Origin of the sequence: Vibrio sp. S/42/10, assembly GCF_029890535.1 — a bacterium.
Lineage (GTDB): Bacteria > Pseudomonadota > Gammaproteobacteria > Enterobacterales > Vibrionaceae > Vibrio > Vibrio cyclitrophicus.
In genome coordinates this window covers 142,277-163,099 of the sequence record NZ_JAKMZC010000009.1, presented here as the reverse complement: position 1 = coordinate 163,099, position 20,823 = coordinate 142,277, and the positions used below count along the sequence as shown (strand labels likewise).

The 20,823-nt window shown below is 43.7% G+C and carries 16 protein-coding genes; 7 read left to right on the top strand and 9 right to left on the bottom strand.

The annotated features are described in order from the left end of the window. Positions 1-88: 88 nt before the first annotated feature. Complete coding sequence (locus L8S15_RS12170) at positions 89-529, top strand: heme-binding protein (protein WP_008220964.1); 441 nt, start codon at positions 89-91, stop codon at positions 527-529. Between the two features lie 135 nt (positions 530-664). Here L8S15_RS12170 and L8S15_RS12165 read toward each other — a convergent pair whose 3' ends face one another. Both L8S15_RS12165 and L8S15_RS12160 read right to left on the bottom strand, forming a co-directional pair. Then, positions 665-1,102 (bottom strand): DoxX family protein, encoded by a 438-nt coding sequence (locus L8S15_RS12165; RefSeq protein WP_046209006.1) that lies wholly within the window; start codon positions 1,100-1,102, stop codon positions 665-667. A gap of 363 nt (positions 1,103-1,465) precedes the next feature. Next, on the bottom strand, positions 1,466-1,948 hold the full coding sequence (locus L8S15_RS12160; RefSeq protein ID WP_010432677.1) for a MarR family transcriptional regulator: 483 nt from the start codon (positions 1,946-1,948) through the stop codon (positions 1,466-1,468). Between the two features lie 124 nt (positions 1,949-2,072). On the opposite strand from L8S15_RS12160, the gene L8S15_RS12155 reads away from it, so the two are divergent. Together L8S15_RS12155 and L8S15_RS12150 are read left to right on the top strand one after the other, a co-directional pair. Beyond that, the gene (locus L8S15_RS12155) at positions 2,073-2,966 is read left to right on the top strand and encodes a DMT family transporter (RefSeq protein WP_102297870.1); all 894 of its coding nucleotides are present in this window, start codon (positions 2,073-2,075) and stop codon (positions 2,964-2,966) included. 333 nt (positions 2,967-3,299) lie between these two features. Beyond that, on the top strand, positions 3,300-4,214 hold the full coding sequence (locus L8S15_RS12150) for a DMT family transporter (RefSeq protein ID WP_010432675.1): 915 nt from the start codon (positions 3,300-3,302) through the stop codon (positions 4,212-4,214). 108 nt (positions 4,215-4,322) lie between these two features. Here L8S15_RS12150 and L8S15_RS12145 read toward each other — a convergent pair whose 3' ends face one another. Genes L8S15_RS12145 through L8S15_RS12135 form a run of 3 tightly spaced genes read right to left on the bottom strand, consistent with a single transcriptional unit; the run spans position 4,323 to position 6,948 of the window. Then, a complete protein-coding gene (locus tag L8S15_RS12145) occupies positions 4,323-5,504 on the bottom strand; it encodes an MFS transporter (RefSeq protein WP_010432674.1) in 1,182 nt (393 codons plus the stop codon). Continuing rightward, positions 5,494-6,663 carry a phosphotransferase gene (locus tag L8S15_RS12140; RefSeq protein ID WP_102297867.1) on the bottom strand — a complete coding sequence of 390 codons (1,170 nt, stop codon included), beginning with the start codon at positions 6,661-6,663 and terminating at the stop codon, positions 5,494-5,496. Before L8S15_RS12140 ends, L8S15_RS12145 begins: the two co-directional genes overlap by 11 nt. Further along, positions 6,664-6,948, bottom strand: coding sequence for a GNAT family N-acetyltransferase (locus L8S15_RS12135; RefSeq protein WP_016766944.1), 285 nt, complete (start codon positions 6,946-6,948; stop codon positions 6,664-6,666). 272 nt (positions 6,949-7,220) lie between these two features. On the opposite strand from L8S15_RS12135, the gene L8S15_RS12130 reads away from it, so the two are divergent. Next, positions 7,221-7,967, top strand: coding sequence for a flagellar brake protein (locus L8S15_RS12130; RefSeq protein WP_010432668.1), 747 nt, complete (start codon positions 7,221-7,223; stop codon positions 7,965-7,967). A gap of 180 nt (positions 7,968-8,147) precedes the next feature. On the opposite strand, the gene L8S15_RS12125 is transcribed toward L8S15_RS12130, so the two are convergent. Further along, positions 8,148-10,508: an ATP-binding protein gene (locus L8S15_RS12125; protein ID WP_016795463.1), complete on the bottom strand. Its 2,361-nt coding sequence runs from the start codon at positions 10,506-10,508 to the stop codon at positions 8,148-8,150. Positions 10,509-10,748: 240 nt separating this feature from the next. Here L8S15_RS12125 and L8S15_RS12120 point away from each other — a divergent pair, with 240 nt between their 5' ends. Together L8S15_RS12120 and L8S15_RS12115 are read left to right on the top strand one after the other, a co-directional pair. Continuing rightward, on the top strand, positions 10,749-11,243 hold the full coding sequence (locus L8S15_RS12120) for a hypothetical protein (RefSeq protein ID WP_010432662.1): 495 nt from the start codon (positions 10,749-10,751) through the stop codon (positions 11,241-11,243). A 12-nt stretch (positions 11,244-11,255) separates the two neighbouring features. Beyond that, entirely contained in the window at positions 11,256-12,884 is a 1,629-nt protein-coding gene (locus L8S15_RS12115; RefSeq protein ID WP_280573256.1) for an ABC transporter ATP-binding protein, read from the top strand. 200 nt (positions 12,885-13,084) lie between these two features. Here the strand turns inward: L8S15_RS12115 and L8S15_RS12110 are convergent, their stop codons facing one another. Both L8S15_RS12110 and L8S15_RS12105 read right to left on the bottom strand, forming a co-directional pair. Next, a complete protein-coding gene (locus L8S15_RS12110) occupies positions 13,085-14,098 on the bottom strand; it encodes a substrate-binding domain-containing protein (RefSeq protein ID WP_010432657.1) in 1,014 nt (337 codons plus the stop codon). Positions 14,099-14,194: 96 nt separating this feature from the next. Then, on the bottom strand, positions 14,195-17,269 hold the full coding sequence (locus tag L8S15_RS12105) for a GH116 family glycosyl hydrolase (RefSeq protein WP_016787532.1): 3,075 nt from the start codon (positions 17,267-17,269) through the stop codon (positions 14,195-14,197). A 65-nt stretch (positions 17,270-17,334) separates the two neighbouring features. Between L8S15_RS12105 and L8S15_RS12100 the strand changes: the two genes are divergently transcribed. Beyond that, positions 17,335-18,282, top strand: coding sequence for an aldose 1-epimerase (locus tag L8S15_RS12100; RefSeq protein WP_280573253.1), 948 nt, complete (start codon positions 17,335-17,337; stop codon positions 18,280-18,282). 73 nt (positions 18,283-18,355) lie between these two features. On the opposite strand, the gene L8S15_RS12095 is transcribed toward L8S15_RS12100, so the two are convergent. Then, positions 18,356-20,770 carry a glycosyl transferase gene (locus L8S15_RS12095; protein WP_016766940.1) on the bottom strand — a complete coding sequence of 805 codons (2,415 nt, stop codon included), beginning with the start codon at positions 20,768-20,770 and terminating at the stop codon, positions 18,356-18,358. Between the last annotated feature and the right edge of the window lie 53 nt (positions 20,771-20,823).

The window sequence follows — 20,823 nt, the reverse complement described above, 5'->3', positions numbered from 1 at the left end:
CTGAACCAGTCAATGATATTCACAAACAAGAGTAATGATTGGCTGGCTGAGCTTGGTACATATGCCCCTTGAAAAACTAGGAGATAACATGGGAAGTTTGACTCTACAACAAGCGTTAACCATCATCGATGGAACCTTAAAAGCAGGAAACAAAATCCACACAGAACCTTTGACGGTCGCCGTCTTAGACAGCGGTGGCAAGCTGATTTCTCTGCAACGTCAAGACGGCTCTAGCATGATGCGACCAGACATCGCGATCGCTAAAGCGTGGGGGGCACTCGCACTGGGTTGTTCCTCTAGAAAACTCGCCCAAGATGCTGACAACCGACCAGCATTTATCTCCGCCGTAAACGTGCTCGCGCACGGAAACATGGTGCCAGTTCCTGGGGGGCTACTGATTCGAGACAAGGATAAAACGGTATTGGGTGCTATCGGCGTGAGCGGTGACATTTCAGACATTGATGAAAGCTGCGCCATTAATGGTATTGGCTGCGCAGAACTGTTCAGTGATGAGATGCTGCAAGCTTAACTCGCTAACTCTCTGTACTTGAAATTCTTAGACAGGAACAAAAAAACCGAAGCGATTAGGCTTCGGTTTTTTGATTCATAAGTTGCGCCAACAACACTAACGAATAACGAATAACGTGTGATTAGACAAAGAGCACTAACGAACAAAAACCATTAAGCGCGTCCATTTGGTATCTTGCTTTAGCTTGTTAGACAGCCAGTAATCAACACTAAACGATCCCGCGCCAAGTACCGCTAACGCTAGATACCCACCAGCAACAGAGACATTTTTGTAGAAGTGAATCATTTGACCCGACGAACTTGGGTCGAAGTGAAACATAACACCAGAGACTAAAGAAAAAAATGCAATCGAGAACGCTGTAAAGCGAGTCATAAATCCAGCTAAAATTGCAAGCCCGCCGCCGAGTTCAAGCAAGATAACCAAAGGCAACAAGTGAGCACTAACTCCTTGAGATGCCATATATCCCGCGGTTCCTTCATAGCTAAATAGCTTTCCCCAACCCGCTTGAATAAACAAGTAAGCCAATAAAATACGAGCGAAAAAAGTTAGTGTGTCGTTCAATCTAGTGTTCATAGTTCTAAGCCTTGATAAGTTTCATTGCCGATAGGTTATTCGACTTAGCATTAAGATGATAACGAGAAAAATAGAACAACTTGTTTGAAATTTTAGTAGACATGCTCGCATACAAATTACTGACTAAATCCGAAGATTGAACAACCTCAATGCGGTTACCATTGCCTTAAATTCATTAAAACACTTGCTTTGAAAAAGCTAGAGAAGTGCTGGAGAGCCTCGGCTCAACCTAAGCCATCTAAATGAGTCAGAGATGTAAACCCATTTAACAAACACAAAAAACCGAAGCTCATCACTTCGGTTTTCAAATCAGATTAAGTTAGCTCAGTTCAATAAATTCAGCAAGCCGCTCCAGCCAGTCAATTACTCGTAAGCACTCAACCATGTTTTCAGCAGCTGGTTAGTATTTTTCTTCTGGCTCGCAGACAGAGATTTCACAAGCTTCTTCTGCGTTTCAACATGCTCAGTCATCATTTGGTCAATAAGAATAAGACCATCTTTTGTTAACTGAACACTCACGCTGCGTCTGTCTTCTTTACTGTGCTCACGACTGATCAGCCCTTTCGCTTCTAGCTTATCAAGGCGATTGGTCATCGCGCCTGATGTCAGCATCATCGAGCCGATCAATTCTGACGGAGTCAGTCGGTAAGGCTTTCCAGAACGTCGCAACGTCGCCAGCACATCAAACTCACCCAGCTTCATGTCGTATTTTTTATGAAGCTCGGCAACTTGCGTCTCCATATACTTGGCAATACGCATAATCCGGCCCATCATTGCCATAGGCTCAGTTTCTAATTCGGGCTTTTCCTTTGCCCATTGCTCTACAACGCGGTCGATAGCATCCATTTGCAATCTAGCTCCGTGATTAGTCTTGTTTACTTCAAACTAGTTTAACATAAAGATACTTTACAACCACTAGTTCTCAGTATACAGTTCACACAATAGTTATCTTAACGTAAAGATATTTTAAATGAACATATTATTAGCAATGATCCCCGCGTTCTTTTGGGGAACAACCTATGCAGTGACGCAATTTACGCTACAGGAGTGGCCACCATTATTATTAGGTGCTTTGCGTGCGTTACCTGCTGGTTTGTTATTGCTAGCAGTAAAGCCGACACTGCCTAAAAACGGCGAGTGGCAGATCATTTTAACATTGGGTCTTATCAATATTGCGACCTTCTTTGGCCTGATCTTCGTGATGGCACTAACGCTGCCTTCAGCGATTTCTGGCGTGGGTATGATCTCTGTGCCTGTGTTCGCGATGATCTTCCATTGGGTAGTGAAAAAGCAGCGCCCGCATTTAATTCAAGCCCTGTCTGGTATTGGCTTGATCACCTTAGCGTGGATACTGTTTAACCCAAGCCAAATCGCTTTGAATCCAATCGGTTTAGGTGCCATGTTCGCCGCAATCATGTGTATTGTGATCGGCAGCAGTCTTACCAAATCACTGGGTAATCGCATGCACTGGTGGAAGGTATTAACGTGGCAGCTGATTCTAGGCGGTGCGATTTTATCTGTCGCGTCTGGCGTTCATGCGTTCATCGACCCGCAACCTTATGTTAATGCTGTCACTCATTTCGATTCTCGCAATGCAATGGGTCTATTGTGGGTAATTGGGCTAAATACTGCGCTTGGTTACGGTATGTATGTATGGTTACTACAACGTATGTCTGTGGTTGATTTCACCTTCGGTGGCATCGCTAACCCAGTGGCTGGCATCGTTACGGGGATGGTGTTGATGGGTGAATCCTTTACTCCAGTACAGTATTCACTGATGACAGGCATGATCGTGATGTCACTACTACCGCAACTTATTCTGGCAGTAAGACAGTCCAAACAAGTTAAGCCTGTTACGCAGTAGACACTGTCTCTTAAACGTATTGATCAAGAACGCGCCTCATTGTGGGCGCGCTTTTTGCTGCTACGCTAAAAACAATAATCCAGCAGCCATACTCGCCGAGTTGATCATTCCTTGAACTAAATTAAACCCTCAAAAAGAACAATAACTTTAACTCACCCTGCCTTTGTGAAAATAAATCATTAAAAAAGATTACATTAGAGATTTAATTTCTATATTTCATTTCAATTAGAGATAAAAAGACAAAAAATTTCTCCGACGACCTACTTATACTGTGCCACGTCATTAAGGCGCCACAAGCTTATGATTTAAAATAATTATTAATGAGTAGTCACCATGAATTCGAAGTCTCTAACTATCTTGCTTTTTGTCTCTGTTTGCTTAATTTGGGGAACCACTTGGTTCGCTATGGAAGTAGCATTGCATTCTATCCCACCTATTTTTGCTACTGCGTTACGCTTTTTACTTGCAGCACCTCTGCTTGCGGTATTAGCGAAAGTCTTCAACCAACCACTGCTGTTCCCTAAAGGTAAGCGCCAATGGCTGCTTATTGTTGCGCTGATGTATTTCGCGATTCCGTTTACGTTGATGATCTATGGCGAGCAATACATCTCTTCAGGTTTAGCGTCGATCATCTTCGCCAACATGCCTGTGGTTGTGATGCTGATGTCTGGCTTATTCTTAAGTCTACGACTGGCGAAGCACCAGATATTCGGTTTGATTACTGCTGTTGTGAGCCTATGTTTAATCCTTGGCAACGAAATGCAGATGGGTGGCGATGACTACCTAATTGGCACGGTTTGCTTAGGCCTTGCTGTTGCGATTCACGCAGTTATGTATGTGCTGGTTCAAAAGCACTGCAAAGGTATTGAAGTACTGACCTACAACGCCGTACCGAGCCTGATTGCTGCTTTATTCTTATTCGCTGTTTCAGCTGTAGGTGAAAACGTGAATGTTGAATCCTTCACTGGGGATTCAATCTCAGCCGTGGTTTACCTAGGCTTTGTCGCGAGTGTTGGCGGCATTGTGGCTTACTTCAAATTAGGACAGGTTTCGACCCCTTTCCAAGCGTCTATCTGCTTTTTGATTTTCCCGGTAGTAGCGCTGCTAATATCTTGTTACGTCAACGGTGAAGTTCTATCTGAACAATCATTGTTTATGATGATCCCCCTACTTTGCGGCATTTTACTCACCAAGGCACCAAAGGGAATTTTCAAGCTGCGTACCGAATTAAAAACCGTAAGAAACTGATCCGCGTGAAACCTATTTTGCGGATTAGATATACATATCCCACATAAACAAAAAGCTCCAATATCACTATTGGAGCTTTTTGCTTATTTTATAATATCGAGACCAACATTAGCGCCAGCTAAACATTCGCACTTCGTTGCCCTCTTCAGGTTTCTTCGGAATGTTTAAAGATAGCGCTAGAGAAACCACGGCCATCACTGCACCAATATAGAAAACCGTTGCAGGAGAAGACAACCAAATCACACCAAACACCACTGGAATAACGACCGCTGCAATATGATTGATGGTGAAAGAGACACCAGCGGTTGATGCCATGTCAGCCGGATCTGCAATTTTCTGAAAGTAAGTTTTGATCGCTAGTGCCAATGCAAAGAACAAATGATCGACCACGTAAAGTGCTGCCGCCCACTCTGCGTTTTGCACTAAGCCATAACCGACAAATACACCAATCAAACCGACATACTCGAAAATCAGCGCCTTACGCTCACCCACCACACCAATAAATCGACCAATACGTTTTGCGAACAAGAAGTTAAATAGGTAGTTGATTAAGAACAATAGCGTTATGTCAGCTGCCGAGTAACCGAATTTCTCTACCATCAGAAAGCCTGCAAATACGGTGAAGATTTGTCTTCTTGCACCACTCATAAACGTTAGTGCGTAGTAGAGCCAGTAACGCTTTCTCAATACCAGTTTCTTATTTTGTTGGGTCTTAGTCTGAAATTCAGGGAAACCAAAGGTCATCACCAAAACTAAAACAAAACCAATTCCGCCAGTGATGCCATACACCCAAGCAAAGTCGAGTTTGAGTTGCTCTAACATCACCCAAATGGAGCCATAAGTGATTAAAGATGCCAACGCGCCAACGGAGATCATCTTACCTAACATCTCTGGTGCTTCTTCTTTACTCAACCATTGTAGTGACAAAGACTGCTTCAGCGTTTCAAAATAGTGGAAGCCCGTCGACATCAAAATCGTAGTCAGCAACAGACCAGTGAGTGAAGGGAACAGACCCGTAATCGCGGTGCCTACAGTGAGCATCGCTAGCGATATCAACATAAAGCGTTGTTCACGTATGAAGGCCAGCACAAACACTACGGTAAACGCTAAGAAACCAGGTATTTCACGAACACTTTGCAATAAACCAATATCCGCACCATCAAAGTTCGCTTTTTCAATCACGAAGTTATTAAGCAGTGCCATCCAGCTCGAAAACGCGATAGGAACAACAATCGAAATCAGTAATAAAAAGTTTTGCGGCGTTTTCCAGCTCGCAGTTCTATCGAACATTGACGGACTCCTGTTCGTCTAATTGAGTAAGCACTCGTAAGGTCAACTGCTCAGTATACGGGTTAATCTTCCAATGCTCTGGGCTCCAGCCTTTTACGAAACGTTGGAAGTCGGCCCATGCGACATAGAACATTGGTCGCCAAGCGGATTCGACTTCATAGAACGAAAGCTGTGGCTGATAGTACGCCAATGCCTCTTTCAAGTGTCGGAAGTAAATATCCAGTACCTGTGACTCAAGTTCAGCGCAGTCTTGCGGCCTCACCGCACTACTCATGAACAAAGCGACATCTTTCATCGCACAACCGTGACCCACATATTGGAAATCGACGGCAGCTGCGTTTTGGATTTCTGAATCAAAACAGAAATTGGCAAGCTTGGCGTCGCCATGTACCAAGGTTGGATACGGACACTTTTTGAGTAAATGGTCGATGTGCTTGGCTTGGTTCTTCAAGGGTAAATCAGTCAAAGTGTTTAACTCATCAGGACGTGTGTCTAAATGCCAATATGTGCCGACTTGCCACAATGAGGCTGATTGTTCTTGATCTACATTGATGTGCTTTGCGTGAAAGTTAGCGAGCCATTTTAGGCAAGCATCGCGTTGTTTATGTTCTTCTAGTGTATAACCAGAAGCTCGTTCAGACTGAGTATCTTCGGTCTCCACAACATCAAAAGCATCAAACACATCAAACTGAGAAGTTAACGGAAAGCCTATATCCGCTAAGTCTTGCATCACAATTAGCCACTCATTCTCTTCTAGTTCACAGTGCAACCCTGTAGGTATAGGGCAACGTTCGTCCCACTGTTGGGTGAACGATTGATACCATTTCGTCTCAACTTGGTAAGAGTGCACCTTTCGCTGATGAGATAATTTGGTGTTCCACCCCTTGGGGTGTTCGGCTTTATCTGGCAATACGACATGCTTAACGATGACGCTGTTCATCGAAGCACTGTTATTTTTAACAAAGACCAAGCGAACTAACTCGCCGTAACCGCCCCACAAGCGTTGAATAACTTGTATATCAACGACTTCATTGCATCCGAGCGAGTTGGCAATTTTCTGATAAAGTACGGGAACCGATTGGCTCGAATCGGCTTCAGTTTGGCTAAGTTGTTTTGATGGCTTTGGTTTTGGCACAATTGATTGAGACATAAGTACCATTTATGCCTCAGACGCTAAAAGATGCGACCATTGTTTCTGCCTATGCATGTAGTGAACAACATAACTGCACACTGGAACGATCTTAAAACCTGCCTGTTCTATTTCAGGTAAAATAGATTCCATCATCACCTTACCAAAGCCCTTGCCTTGCAGTTCATCAGGGATACGAGTCGAGGTGATATGAAGCACATCCCCTTGTTTGTGGTACTTAACGACTGCAAATTGGTTTGGTTCGAGTTCAACTGTGATCTGGTTCTCATCTTGAACCCATTTTATTGCCTTCATTCTCAACTCCTACAAATAATTGATACGACAAACAATTAAAGTTTGAAGTATGAGTTCCATGTAATAGACTAACGCAAGTGCATATAAATAAAACTAAGTACTTACAAACAAAGTAAATAATTTCAATTCTCTGGGTTAATATAAAATCCATCCAAAGAAAAGACACTCTATAAATCGATGTAAGTACACCTACTAAATCTAGCACGTAATTACCCCTTGTTAGCAAGTCATCAATATCTAACAGACGCATGTTGGCGCATGGAGAACATATAATGAACGCACCACTGAAGAAGCCTTTGGAGCATAATCAGGCACTTCAAGATCCTCGTAACCGCACCGTTTCTACGATAAACAGCACCGATGCACTGGCCATGATTGAGCACGGCAGTGAACTGACATTAAATGTCTCGACTCCGGTTGGCACTAAGTTTCTCGCCACCACCAAATTTATCGGAACGCACAGTGATAACTGTATTGTGGTTGAGGTTCCCGAGGTATCCAACGAAGACCTGAATTTTTTCTTTCAAGAAGGTTTTTGGATGACGGCTCGTGCTTACTCTTTGCGAGGTGAAGGCGCGCTTATCCACTTTAGAAGCCAAATCCACCATAAGGTTGGTGAACCCTTCCCTATTCTTGTACTCTCAACGCCAAGTACGATGCAAGTGACTCAACTGCGTAAAGAAACACGCTACGAAGTGAACTTAGCTTCAAGAATTATTTTCAACGACCAACGAGCAAATTGTGAGATAAGAGACTTATCAAAAAGTGGTTGTCGCTTTGTTACCTCACCAACCTCTCGTGCGATTCAAATTGCCGACCGAGTGTCTATCGAGATTACACCTGAAAACTACAATGGCCCACTGATTCCACCATTGAGGGGTGTCATCTGTAATCTGCAAAAATCGACGCACTACGCTCGATACGGTGTGGAATTTGATGATATTGGTCGAGCTAACGCTAAACACTTGTTGGCAAAATTGAAGTTCGATGGCACCAAGCTCTGCTTACGAAACGCGTAACCTAGTTTGATACCAAGACCATATCGTTATTTAAGACAGCAGGCCGAATAAATCCGATCACTAGCGTTCTAATTCGCACCAAACAAAAAGCCATCGACCCTAGAGTCGATGGCTTTTGCGTTTTGGCTGTTATTTTTTTGTTTGTCTGTTTATCTAGTCATAAACTAACTAAGTATTCAGCTATTTACGCAATGCGTTCAGTTTAGCTTGAGCGATACCAAAGATAGTATCAATTGGATAACTCCCCTCATCACTTGCCTCACCTGCGGCTTTGCCTGTAAACAACTCAATCGCTTCTGTTACATGATCAATCGCCCAGATATTAAACTCGCCCTTTTCAACTGCTTTTACGATGTCGCTACGCAGCATCAGGTTATGAACATTCGAGCGTGGGATGATCACCCCTTGTTCGTTTGAGCGCCCTTTGATTTCACACACATCAAAGAAGCCTTCTATCTTCTCGTTCACACCACCAATTGGCTGAGACTCACCAAACTGGTTCATAGAGCCCGTAATTGCGATATCTTGACGGTTTGGCTGCTTAGAAAACGCTGAAACCACCGCACAGAACTCAGCCATACTCGCACTGTCACCATCGACACCACCATATGATTGCTCGAAGGTGATATTAGTGGTGAGTGGGACTTTCGCTGTCTTACCAAATACAGAAGAAAGGTAGGCCGACAAGATCATCACGCCTTTCGAGTGAATGCTGCCGCCGAGATCTACATTTCTTTCAATATCAATCACCTCACCGTCACCATAGGCCGTCGTTGCCGTGATTCGGTTAGGGGCGCCAAACATATGATCGGTTGTGCTCAGTACAGAAAGTGCATTCACTTGCCCAACTGCTTGACCATCAACATGAATAAGTGTTGTACCGTTAGTGAAAGTTTCCATTACGCTGTCTTGCAATCGGCCAACACGCATCTGCTGGTTAGACAATGCTTGATCAACGTGTGAAGCCCGAATCAGGTTCGATTTCGCACCTCTAGCAACGTAGTTCGACTCTCGAAGTAGGTTCGCAATATGCGCCGAATGCAACGATAACTTACCTTGATCGCCAGCCTGGCGGGAGCTGTGCTCAATGATGCGAGCAATTGCTTTGCGGTCACAATGCAGCATGTTGTTGTCGTGCACGATGCTCGAAATAAAGCGCGCGTAATGCATTTCAGAATCCGCAGTACGCTTCATCTCATCTTCAAAATCAGCCGTCACACGGAACAATTCACCGAACTCCGCATCGTAGTGCTGCAGCAGTTGGTAAGTACGATAATCACCAAACAGGATGATCTTAACGTCCAGCGGGATAGGTTCAGGATCTAGCGATACCGCTCCCGTTAACGTCACCTCTTTTTCTAACGAAGTGAAGCTCAATTGACGTGAGCGTAGCGCTCGCTTCAAACCTTCCCAAACGTACGGCTGCTCAAGTACCTTCACCGCATCCATTAGCAGTACGCCGCCATTCGCTCGGTGTAAGCTACCTGCGCGAATCAATGAAAAGTCAGTAAATACAGTACCCTTAAACGTCGCCGTTTCTACATAACCAAACAGAGAGTGATAGTTCGGATTTTCTTCAACAACAATCGGTAGAGATTGCTCTTTCTGGCTAACAATGACGTTAACCTTGTAGCGACGCGGCATTTTCTTATCCAACGAAGCCGTCGCAACCTCAGCTTGCTCCGTGCTCTCTTCTAAGAAAATGTCAGCGTTGTCGACGATGTCTTTACGCAGTGCTGTGAGGTATTTTTTGATATCAGGATATTGACTGTAATCCTTCTTCAACTGCTTGATGAAGTGAGTGATCACATCTCTTGCGGTATCATCATTGAGCTTTTGGATTTTCTCTGTATACGTCTCTTCAAGCTCCGTCAATTCACGAGAAATGGTTCTTAACCCAACCTCTAAAATATCGATGGTTTTATCAAATTCGTCTTGTTCTTCCGATGAAAGTAGATCGAAGCTCTCCTCAGTATGAAGCTCATCACCATTCATTGCGACAAACTGATAATCACCCTGTGTTGTAATCGTCAGGTTGATCCCTTTGTCTTTTGCCTCTTGGCTAATGGCTTCTAATGCCGCTTGTTGTTTAGCAGCCAATTGATTTTTGAGCCTATCGGCGCGGCTAAAGTACATCTCATTATCGAATGCAAGAGGCATTGCTTTGAGCAGTTTACGCATCAACTTCTCAATATCTTGCTTTAAGCTGCTGCCCACGCCACTCGGTAACTTAAGTACCTTCGGTGTACGAATATCTTCAAAGTTAGCGATATAACACCAATCAAAAAGCTCCTGCACTTCTTGAGGATGTCGGTTTAGATAGCGCAAGATCATGGTACGTTTACCAAGACCATTTCGCCCTATCGCATAAATGTTGTAACCCTTTTCCTTGATTGACATCGCGAACTCAACGGCCTTTTGAGCGCGTTCTTGCCCGACGATCTCGTCAATTGGAGCCAGTTCTTTGGTCGACTTACATGGTAGTTTGTCTAGATCTGCTACCTGATACAGCTGTTCTGTATTGAGTCTTTGCATCGCCATCGCCGCCTCCTTAGTCCTTCATTACTTGGGTGTAGATAAAATCAGTGTAGATGTAATTTCCTCTAAATTTAGTGACTTACGCTGCATCGCTGTTCAACCGAACAAATAACACACAATTTGAGTCATTTTTACGAACCAGGGGTTATTTTATTCATCAAGTTAACATGCAAATGATTTTAATTTGCAATTGATAATAAATATCATTAACATTTTAAAATACTATAAATTGAGGATGTGGATATGGAAATTGAACGATGCTGGATGCACTACCTAAAAGCTGAACAATTAATGGAACAAGGTCACTGGCCTGAAGCGCAGCGCCTATACAATGATGTTCTTATTTCTCTTCCTCATCACATCCAAGATGCTGCGTATCAAAGCGACATTAAACCTTGCCAGTTTGCTTGTTTACTTGCAGGGCTTAGAGACGCAAGTGTTGCTCAATCAGAGATTCTCAATCGTCTAGGTCAACAGCAGCAAGCCTTCGATACATTGAATCAGTCGTACGCACTGATGCAATTTATCTCGCTTGAAAGCACTGAGCTGATTCAACGTACCTTTGGATTATTAGAAAAACAGAGTGAAGATTTACTCAATCACCTGATCGCTTTTTGCAGTGCTCAGCGCAGTTCGCATTGGATGCTGGAACTAGAACAAATTCAACGTGCTCATCATCATTTTGGGCAACTTAAAACAACGTCAGAAGTTCAATCTTCACCAAATGTCTTAAATTGATAAGGATATATCATGTCGGACCGGGCCATTCTCAAAGTCAATAACCTCTCCGTTAGCTTCACAACCAATGATGGAATCATTGATGCGGTTAAAAAGGTTAACTTTACCCTTAACTCCAGCGAAACCTTGGCCATTGTTGGTGAGTCGGGTTCAGGTAAATCAGTCTCTTCCAACGCGCTGATGCGTTTACTTCCTGATAACGCCATTATTGACCCTCAATCTCAAATAGAGTTCGAAGGACAATCGATACTAGAAAAAACAGAACGCCAAATGCAGTCAATCCGGGGTGACAGAATCGGCATGATCTTTCAAGAGCCTATGACCTCTTTGAACCCATATATGCGTGTAGGCATTCAAGTAGCTGAAGCCATCATGTGTCACCGTAAGGTATCGAAGTCAAAGGCCAAACAGCGCGTACTTGAGTTGTTTGAGCTTGTTCATCTACCAATGCCAGAGCAGGCTTACACCAAGTATCCGCATGAGTTTTCAGGTGGTCAGTTACAGCGCATCATGATCGCAATGGCGCTGATCAATGAACCTGACATTCTGATTGCCGATGAACCCACAACCGCATTGGACGTAACGGTTCAGGCGGAAGTGCTCTCTTTAATCAAAGAGATTCAAAGCAAGATGGGCATGGCGATTTTGTTCATCACCCATGACCTTGGTGTAGTGAAGCACTTTGCCGACCGGGTACTAGTGATGTGCAAAGGGGAATTGGTTGAAGAGGGGCAGACTCAAGAGCTATTCGATAGCCCTAAGCACGATTACACACGCATGCTGATTAACTCGATTCCGAAAGGCGCTAAGATTCCTGTCCATGAATCAGCCCAAGAATTGTTAAATGCTGAAGACATACGGGTCCAATTCTTGGTTAAATCGCACTTTATCAAAAGTAAGAGTCAGTACTTCGAAGCTGTAAAAGGCATCTCATTGACCCTTAAACAAGGTGAAACGTTAGGCATTGTGGGTGAATCTGGCTCAGGCAAGTCAACACTGGGACGAGCGTTAATCGGTTTACTACCAAGTACCGGACGCATTGTTTATAAAGGCCAAGATGTCAGTTTATTAACCGACAGAGAACGTCATAAGCTCAAGAAAGATGTACAGATGGTGTTCCAAGACCCTTATGGTTCTTTGTCACCACGCATGACAGTTGGAGAAATTATCACCGAAGGCTTAACGGTGCATCAACCTCAACTCTCTAAGAAAGAACGATTGGAACGAGCACGCAAAGCGCTGATTGAAGTGCGTCTAGAACCCAATTCAATTAACCGTTATCCGCATGAGTTCTCTGGCGGACAAAGACAACGTATCGCGATTGCTCGTGCACTTATTCTTGAACCCTCTTTCATTTTACTTGATGAGCCGACTTCAGCACTCGATCGCTCGGTACAACTCACAGTAATCGACCTGTTGAAAGACATTCAAGCAAAGCACAACATCGGCTTCCTTTTCATCAGCCATGATCTCTCGATAGTGAAAGCACTGTCGGATCGTGTTTTGGTGATGCAGAAAGGGGAAGTGATGGAAGAAGGCTCTGCGGAAGATATTTTCAACAACCCGAAAAATAACTACACCAAAAAACTCATCGCTGCGTCATTCGATTTAGAAAATAAATCTAAAAAAAATGCAGCGTAAAGGGAACTAATCAACATTAACAGCGTCTTATAACTACATTCTGAAAAAGCATCTAATGGATTGCAATCTAGAATGGATATAGCAAAACTGGTTTGGCCGCCAAAAGAAAAATGTCGCATGGATGCGACATTTTTCGTTTCTGAAGGGAAATAATTCATCTCGAAGTGTCATTCCCTGGCATCAAATCACTTCATGGCATACTAACGATACAAAGACTTGGTCGACTCTCTCACAATCAAATCAATCGGTGGCAATCGAGCCTCATGCCTCTCACCAGATAATAGATTCAAAATCGACTGAGCACACACCTCTCCAATCTCTTCAATCGGCTGTCTCAAGGTGGTTAGCGCTGGTGTGAAATACTTGGAGGTTGGTAAGTCATCAAACCCAATCACTGATACATCTTCTGGCACTTTATAACCATGATCATGCAGCGCCTTAATCGCGCCATAAGCCGTTTGATCATTTGCTGCAAACAGAGCTGAAAAATGAATCTTAGACTCGATCAGTTCGACGGTTTTCTCATACCCAGACTCACTACTAAAATCACCCTGCTTAACCAATTTGGGCATCACTTTTATGCCAGCCTCTTGAAGTGCTTTTTTATAGCCTTCAAAGCGATTTCCAGAATCAGGCTGACTAGAAAGCCCTTTGATATGAGCGATATTTACATGCCCTTGCTGGAGAAGATGCAAAGTGGCCATATAACCTCCCAGCACATTATCAATGTTAATCGTACGAATATTATCATCAACAATGTCATACCCCACCGCCACGACCGGGATGTCTTGAGCGTATTTAGCAATATCTTCTTTAGTCACACTGCCGGTCACGATGATCATGCCATCAACATTACTTTTCGCCAGATACTCCAGCGCATGTAATTCCAGTTTTTTCTGCCAATGTCCTGTCGCAATCACCAAAGAGTAACCTTGAGCAATCAGAGTTTTCTCCATGTCATTGAGAATGCGACTGGTGTAGGGGCTATCAGGGTGTTGAACTAATACACCAATCGTCAGTGAGCGACGGTTGATGTTCTCTTGCATTTGAAAGTTAGGTTTATAACCCGTGTCTTTGATCGCTTGTTCTATGTTCTGACTCTTATCATCCGACACATAAGTCGTTCGATTAAGAAAACGAGAAACCGTACTGGGAGATACCCCTGCCAGTCTCGCTACATCGTATACGGTGGTTTTTTTTGTTTTTGTACGCATCTCGATACCCTAATCAGGTGACACATGGGAAGCCTATAGCTCCCCACCCGTTTCAACCTGCATACCACTGCTTTGGTTGAAAGTCGTGTCGTGAAGTTAATACAAGTAGGCGAATATCATCCCCGGTCTAAAGTAGCGACCTGCGGTGTATTTCAACCCCGTGCTCAATAACCATTTATGAAGAACGATAGCATGTTCAACCGAGATTTCTCCTTGCAGCATACTAACAAACTTATCAGTGTCTTTAGTCAGGCTCGGATTAACTCGACCGTCAGATAGGACACAGTTTTGAAATTTAAGTGCCACAAGCCAACTATTCGCATCATTTTGTGACAATTCAAATGATTCTGTCAGATCGTTCTCATCAATAGAGACTGAACAATTGAACCCTTCTGGTGCAGCAAAAGGAATCTTTGAATAGTCATAAAGCGCGGTATACACGGTATCCATCAAGGTTTCCGCTTGCTGCGATTTACCCGCCAAATTCAACGCAGTCGCTACGCTAAACTGAACGCCAATCCACACATCTTGCGCCTGAAAAGCTTCATGTGGGGAACCATCGGCCAGCGTCATATTTGCTACACCCAGCTTAGGGCTGTTGATCTCAAAGTTGTGCTTATAAACATAGTCTAGTGCTCGTTGTATTCTGTCTTCTGGGAAAATGCCCTCTAAACCGATGAGCTTTAAGTAGCTGTCGGCTAATAGTGCATCACCAAAACTGTTGTCAGAATCTGGCACTAAATTTAAATACTCTTGTGTAAAGGCTTGAGGAGCTGTTTCGCTCAGTAAGCGTTTCTTAGAGACTCTTTGACATACCTTACTAACATCAATTGAAGTATCTGTTTGGTTAAGATAATCATTCAGAATGTTCTTATCGGCAATCGCATCGCCAGTCAGCGCAAGCCCCAAGGTTTCCAATACTTGGTAGCCTTGTCCCGTTAAATGCTTAGCTTGAACCGGAGTGACGAAGAAATGGTAGTAACCTTCTTTATCATCCCATAAGCTTTGCTCGACAGTGGCCAAGGCCTTCTTAGAACGAGCTAAGTAGTCAGCAGCCAATTCATTCTCATTCATCAATAGAGCAAGCTCATTCGCAGCTTGAAGTCCTGCTACCCAAAGGCTCGCGCAGTAAATAGAAATACCGTGAGATGCTAAGTTGTCAAAGGTGTCGTCTGTGCCACGAGTAAGCGGTAAGTCATCACCTTCAGCAACAAGATTCGATAAGAATTCGATGCTTTCAGTCACGGCTTGCCAGCACTCTTTAACCACAGACAGATCTTGAGTATTTTGATAATGACGATACACCATCAGAATGTATTTCGGCGCTAAGTCCTTCCACTCTTTCACATTATGCCAGCTGTAGGCGTCAGGCTGGATATCGAATGGGCTGCCCAAGTCGTGGATTACTGCGCCTCGAATGGCACGTACGCCTTGGTACTTTTCATCAATCAATTCAGCATTCGGTGTCGCTTCGTATTCCCAGTAGCGGCGCTGAGTGAAATCTTCGGCTAAAATAGCTTTCGAGAACTCTTTCATCACACAACCATCAAGCTCAGGCAATAAGTAAAGCAGCGAGAATGAGCCGTAGAAATACACGTCCAGAGAGTTAAAGAATGGGTAGTCGACACACTCTTTCACTAAGAACTTGTCCTCTTTATCCCATACTGTCGATTCCGCTAAGAAGGACAATGAATTCATCGCCATCGTGGCATAGCGCAGTGCAGAATCAGGCTGTGATATCTTGCTTTGAGCTTGCTCTAGGAAAGCCGTTTGTTGCTTCACGATCTGTTGCTCAATCGCTTCTAGCTCTGGCAATACATCCTCTAACATTAGCAAAGCTGGCTTAGCTTGCGGGTAGAATTGCGTATAAGCTTTTTCTGAATGCCAACCATTAAGCATAACTTTGCTGTGTGCCATTACTTGCGCAAAACGCAAGTCAACAGACTCTCCCGCTTCTAGCTCAACCTGCACCACAACCAAAGCGCTCAGTGCTTCACGCCCTGTGTAAATTCCTGTTTGGAACTCAGTGTTTGTACGGCCTGTTTTCAGTGCAAATTCGGTTTGTTTTGTCGTTTTAGATGTATAAAACGTCGGTTTCACAGACACCGATACCTTGCCAGATTCAGTCAGGCGATTATCAGCTTGAACACCGAATACCACTTCACCTTCAATATCACTTTGATAAGGTGACTGGCTAGACAACTGAACACCTGTAAAGCTGTGACTTTCACCCTTTAAGTTAACCGTTTGATGCTGCTGAGCAATTGGGTTTTGAGACAAGGTACAAGCAGAATCCTGAATGCCATCGCGACCTTTTTGGTAGGTTGAGCCAATTAAGTTTTGTAGAGGCTGAGCAAGCGTAATCACGCGTGTTTGCGATGAATTATTGGTTAATTCGAAGTGATTCCAGTGCATCGGTAAAGAACAAAGACGTTTGTTCTCTTTAACGATCGGAGAGACGACCTTACGCTTTATATTAATATCATCGAAGCTACTGTATTTATATTCAGCCAATGGATACAAAGCTTGATATTCTATATCTCTACCATTAACACTATCGGTTTCATTATTACCCCCTGCAGTAAGTGATAATGATTTAGCTGTATAATTTATTAATAAACCATTAAAGAAATCTAACGCTACATATATCTGACAAACAATAGAAGTTGAATCTAATTCAATCAATAACTTCGTTTTATTCGATAGCTCAACATTCCACTTTATAAAATTATCTTTATTTTCTTGGTAAAAATTACCGTTTTTTAATGCTGCTTGAATGAAGGTAATCGCATTTGGTATATCTTTACTGTCAATTTTCTTTCCATCGAACAAAGCAGGATAAAAATTGAGATGAACGCTCAACTCTTTTTCGTTCAACACTTGAAGTGTATCAATGGTTGGCACATTCATCACAGAAGCATAAAAATCATTAAAATTAATATCTTGCTCTGAACAATCAACAAATATACCAGGAATAAAACTGAAATTTGGAGTGTTACCGTTAGGCGTCAGTGTAAATGTATTGCCAATACCACCCACAGCCATTCCGGTATTTTCTGGCGTGGTCGAAATCGGCGTGTACCAAGGTTGAATAAATTCTACAGCATCCCCTTTTTTACACAGGTGTTCTGAATTTCCTGAATATCTTGTATATGGAATTTTATTCTTCATGTTAAAACCACCATTGAATATTTTATTTTTCTTGTTAATATCTTTTAAAAAATGGAGACATCAACATGTTTAAAATTATAAATGAAAAGTTTGGGAATATTGACTCTGTCACATTAATAAATCACAAACATGGAATAGAACTTCAAATAATTAACGGATTTGGTGCTGTTATTAATAAATATATCGTAAATAACAGTCCATTCTCTTTTATTTGTGGCTATCAGAATTATGATGAACTGATCAACCAATATCCGTTCTTTTCCCGTAGTGCTAAATTATTCCCTTTTCCAAACCGTTTAAACTTAGGACGTTACAGTTTCGATAACCAAAACCATCAACTCCCGGCTAACTTTCCTTGGTCTGATCACGCCGTACATGGCCTGCTTTACAACCAACCTTTTTCAATCACAAACAGCGTAACCAACGAAGAATCAGCCAGTGTGACGTTGCAATATCAAACGTCGTCTTTGCACCCAGGATTCCCGTTTTCTTTCAAACTTGAAGTCACCTTCACTGTCGACATCAAGGGTAGACTCACGTCTTCAACAACTGTTTCTAACCTTGGTGATTCTGCATTCCCGTTCGGCGATGCTTGGCACCCTTATTTCTCGCTCGGTACTGAGTTAGAACAGTGTGAACTCACTATGTCACCTTGTACTGAGGTCATACACGAGAACGACCTGCCAAATGGTGAAAAGCGTGCTTTTGACCGTTCATCTCTGAATAACGCCCTAACTAATCAAAGCCTGAACCACTGCTTTGAATTTGAAGCGGCTGCAACCAACCAACTTACTTTGACACTCTCAGATTCGTCTGCTGCTATTCGTTACCAACAAAATGCGAGCTACCCATTCGTTCAGTTGTACACGCCGACTAGCGAGCAAAGTATTGCAATAGAACCAATGACTTGCCCAGCTGATACATTCAATAACCTGATTGGCCTATTGACGCTTAGCCCGAATCAATCTCAAACCTTTACTTGGCAATGCCAAGTTAGCTATCAACCACAGTGATGCAACAAAAATAAAGCGACACTAAAGAGAAACCAAAAACCAATAAAGGGCGCATAAAGCGCCCTTCTCTTTGTTAGCCTAAAATCACCTCGATGGTGTGCTCACCAGATGTAAACACTGGCGCCTTGTTACCTGAAATCAGGTCACCATTTACCTTCATTTCAACCACACCCTTACACACGTTATTCGGGTTAGAGACATGAATATGGTATGTCGCGCCACGGAACTGACGACGCACTTTGAATTCAGGCCACTCAGACGGAATACAAGGGTCCACCAGCAAACCATCTACTTCAGGACGGACACCCAGAATCCATTGCGTACCAGCAACGTAGGTCCAAGATGAAGTACCAGAAAGCCAAGCATTACGGCCTAGACCGAACTGTTTATGTTCGTCACCCAAGATGTTTTGAGGATAGCAGTAAGGCTCAGATTCAAAGGTGTCAATGTCGTCGTTCTTAGAAGCTGGGTTGATTTGACGATAGTACTCATACGCACGTTCGCCGTTGCCCATTTTCGCTTCTGCGATCATTACCCAAGGGTTTGAATGCAAGAAGATACCACCATTCTCTTTAGCGCCGGGTGGATACGTTGATACGCCACCTAGCTGTGGATCAAAACCGTTGTAACCAGGAGTTGAAAGCTTGATACCATTGGCCGTGTTCAGCTTGCTGTAAACAGAATCTAGCGCTTGCGTTGCACGCTCTTGAGTCGCGAAACCAGAAATCACAGGCCAGCTTTGACCGTTAGTGTAGATCTGCCCTTGTTCGTTCTTGTGAGAGCCTATTGGCAAACCTTGTTCATCAAAGTAACGAACGAACCATTCACCATCCCAACCACACTCGTTGACCGTACTCTGCATTTGCTGATATTGGTCTTTGAACTTAGCCGTCAATTTCGCTTCGCCGCGCAACTCACACAAATCCAACATATCGAGCAATGCCTTACCGTACATGTTAGCTACCATCATCGACTCAGCACCTGTTGGCAGGTTCACCGTGTCATTCCAGTCAGCAAAACCCAATAGCGGTAGACCGTGCTCACCGGTATTGGTGTAAGTAAACTCAATCGCGCGGCACAGGTGGTTCCAAACCGTTCCCGTTTCAACTGGGTTGCCCGCTTTATTTTTTTGATAGAACGGGATCTCTTTATTCAAGAAGTCTGCATTACCCGTTTCTTTCACATATTGAGTTACCGCGTAGATGATCCACAGGTGATCATCGCCGTAGTAATCAGGGCGATCTTCCTCTTCACGAGAGTCACCCGCGTTCGCTTCCATCGTTGATGGGAAGAACTGATGCATCGCAGAACCGTTAGTATTCTGAACAGACAAGAGACGCTCAATGAACTCACGCGCCTCTTCTGGCATGTGAGTAATCACACCCAAAGTATCTTGAGAAGAGTCACGGAAACCGATACCACGAGCGCCATAGCCAAGCTGATACAGAGACAGGTAACGAGACCAGTTCTTGGTTGTGTGGCACTGACGTGGGTTATGTACGTTAAGCATTGAGTTCATTGCTGGGTCTGGCGTTTCAACCTGAACCGCTTGTAGGTAACCATCCCAATGTTCAGCCAGTTCAGCGAAAGCAGAATCGACCACTTGATGGTCACGATATTTAGCCAATAGAGGCAGTGCAGCTTCTAGGCTCTGTTCTTGCGCGATTTGTACAATCGTACGTTCTGTCTGCTCTGGTGATAACCAACCCAAGCGCAGATTTAGTGCGCCAATGTTATCGCCACGCAAGCACTCAGTATTACCCAGTTCATCATTGTTTAGCGCTTCTGGCGCTGCCCATGTACCGTATCCCAAATTGCCTAAAAACGACTGGCGATCACCGTCAAAAGAAGTCGCAGGGCGATCCGCTGTCATAAGGTTAACCGCGTAATCACGCTTCATGAAAGCGTATTGCTCAAGCACGGTATGACCCGACTCTTGCTGATGCGCTTTAAGCGTCATAGTTTGTGGAACCCAGTCTGCGTTTAATAGTTGCTTAAGTGCATCAAAGTGAGTGAACTCATACACGGGTACCACATCAACGTGCAGCGCTTTATCTGAAATGTTGGTGACTTTGATGTCTTGCAACAGTACTTGGTCAGACTTTGGCACAAAGAAGGTCGCTTCACAGCGCACACCGAATGCTTCCGCAATAATGGTGGTGTAAGACAAACCCGTATGGTTTTCAAACTTATCCAATGGCTTCAGAGTTGGTGTGTAAAAAGGAGAAAACACTTCTACATTCCCTGCTTCATCACGCACCTTAAGGTATAAGGTCGAGCCTTTGAAATCTGAGTTTGGCAGTTGAGCAATGTACTTGGTGATGCGGTTGAGTGCCGGATCGCCTTTACACAACAACACGCCGCCGTTGCTATCTACAATGCCACCGAAATCTAATGTGCCCACATAGTTACACCATTTGATCGGTGTACACGGTGTGGTTGCTACGTATTCTTTGTTTTTATCGTCAAAATATCCGAATTTCATCATCACTATCCCCAGCCCCTCCCAAATCAGGAAGGGCCAAACAATTTGTCGTAAGT

Excerpts from the sequence above, each read along its gene's own strand:
- L8S15_RS12170 (WP_008220964.1), top strand. The coding sequence starts at position 89 with ATGGGAAGTTTGACTCTACAACAAGCGTTAACCATCATCGATGGAACC.
- L8S15_RS12165 (WP_046209006.1), bottom strand. The coding sequence starts at position 1,102 with ATGAACACTAGATTGAACGACACACTAACTTTTTTCGCTCGTATTTTA.
- L8S15_RS12160 (WP_010432677.1), bottom strand. The coding sequence starts at position 1,948 with ATGGATGCTATCGACCGCGTTGTAGAGCAATGGGCAAAGGAAAAGCCC.
- L8S15_RS12155 (WP_102297870.1), top strand. The coding sequence starts at position 2,073 with ATGAACATATTATTAGCAATGATCCCCGCGTTCTTTTGGGGAACAACC.
- L8S15_RS12150 (WP_010432675.1), top strand. The coding sequence starts at position 3,300 with ATGAATTCGAAGTCTCTAACTATCTTGCTTTTTGTCTCTGTTTGCTTA.
- L8S15_RS12145 (WP_010432674.1), bottom strand. The coding sequence starts at position 5,504 with ATGTTCGATAGAACTGCGAGCTGGAAAACGCCGCAAAACTTTTTATTA.
- L8S15_RS12140 (WP_102297867.1), bottom strand. The coding sequence starts at position 6,663 with ATGGTACTTATGTCTCAATCAATTGTGCCAAAACCAAAGCCATCAAAA.
- L8S15_RS12135 (WP_016766944.1), bottom strand. The coding sequence starts at position 6,948 with ATGAAGGCAATAAAATGGGTTCAAGATGAGAACCAGATCACAGTTGAA.
- L8S15_RS12130 (WP_010432668.1), top strand. The coding sequence starts at position 7,221 with ATGAACGCACCACTGAAGAAGCCTTTGGAGCATAATCAGGCACTTCAA.
- L8S15_RS12125 (WP_016795463.1), bottom strand. The coding sequence starts at position 10,508 with ATGGCGATGCAAAGACTCAATACAGAACAGCTGTATCAGGTAGCAGAT.
- L8S15_RS12120 (WP_010432662.1), top strand. The coding sequence starts at position 10,749 with ATGGAAATTGAACGATGCTGGATGCACTACCTAAAAGCTGAACAATTA.
- L8S15_RS12115 (WP_280573256.1), top strand. The coding sequence starts at position 11,256 with ATGTCGGACCGGGCCATTCTCAAAGTCAATAACCTCTCCGTTAGCTTC.
- L8S15_RS12110 (WP_010432657.1), bottom strand. The coding sequence starts at position 14,098 with ATGCGTACAAAAACAAAAAAAACCACCGTATACGATGTAGCGAGACTG.
- L8S15_RS12105 (WP_016787532.1), bottom strand. The coding sequence starts at position 17,269 with ATGAAGAATAAAATTCCATATACAAGATATTCAGGAAATTCAGAACAC.
- L8S15_RS12100 (WP_280573253.1), top strand. The coding sequence starts at position 17,335 with ATGTTTAAAATTATAAATGAAAAGTTTGGGAATATTGACTCTGTCACA.
- L8S15_RS12095 (WP_016766940.1), bottom strand. The coding sequence starts at position 20,770 with ATGATGAAATTCGGATATTTTGACGATAAAAACAAAGAATACGTAGCA.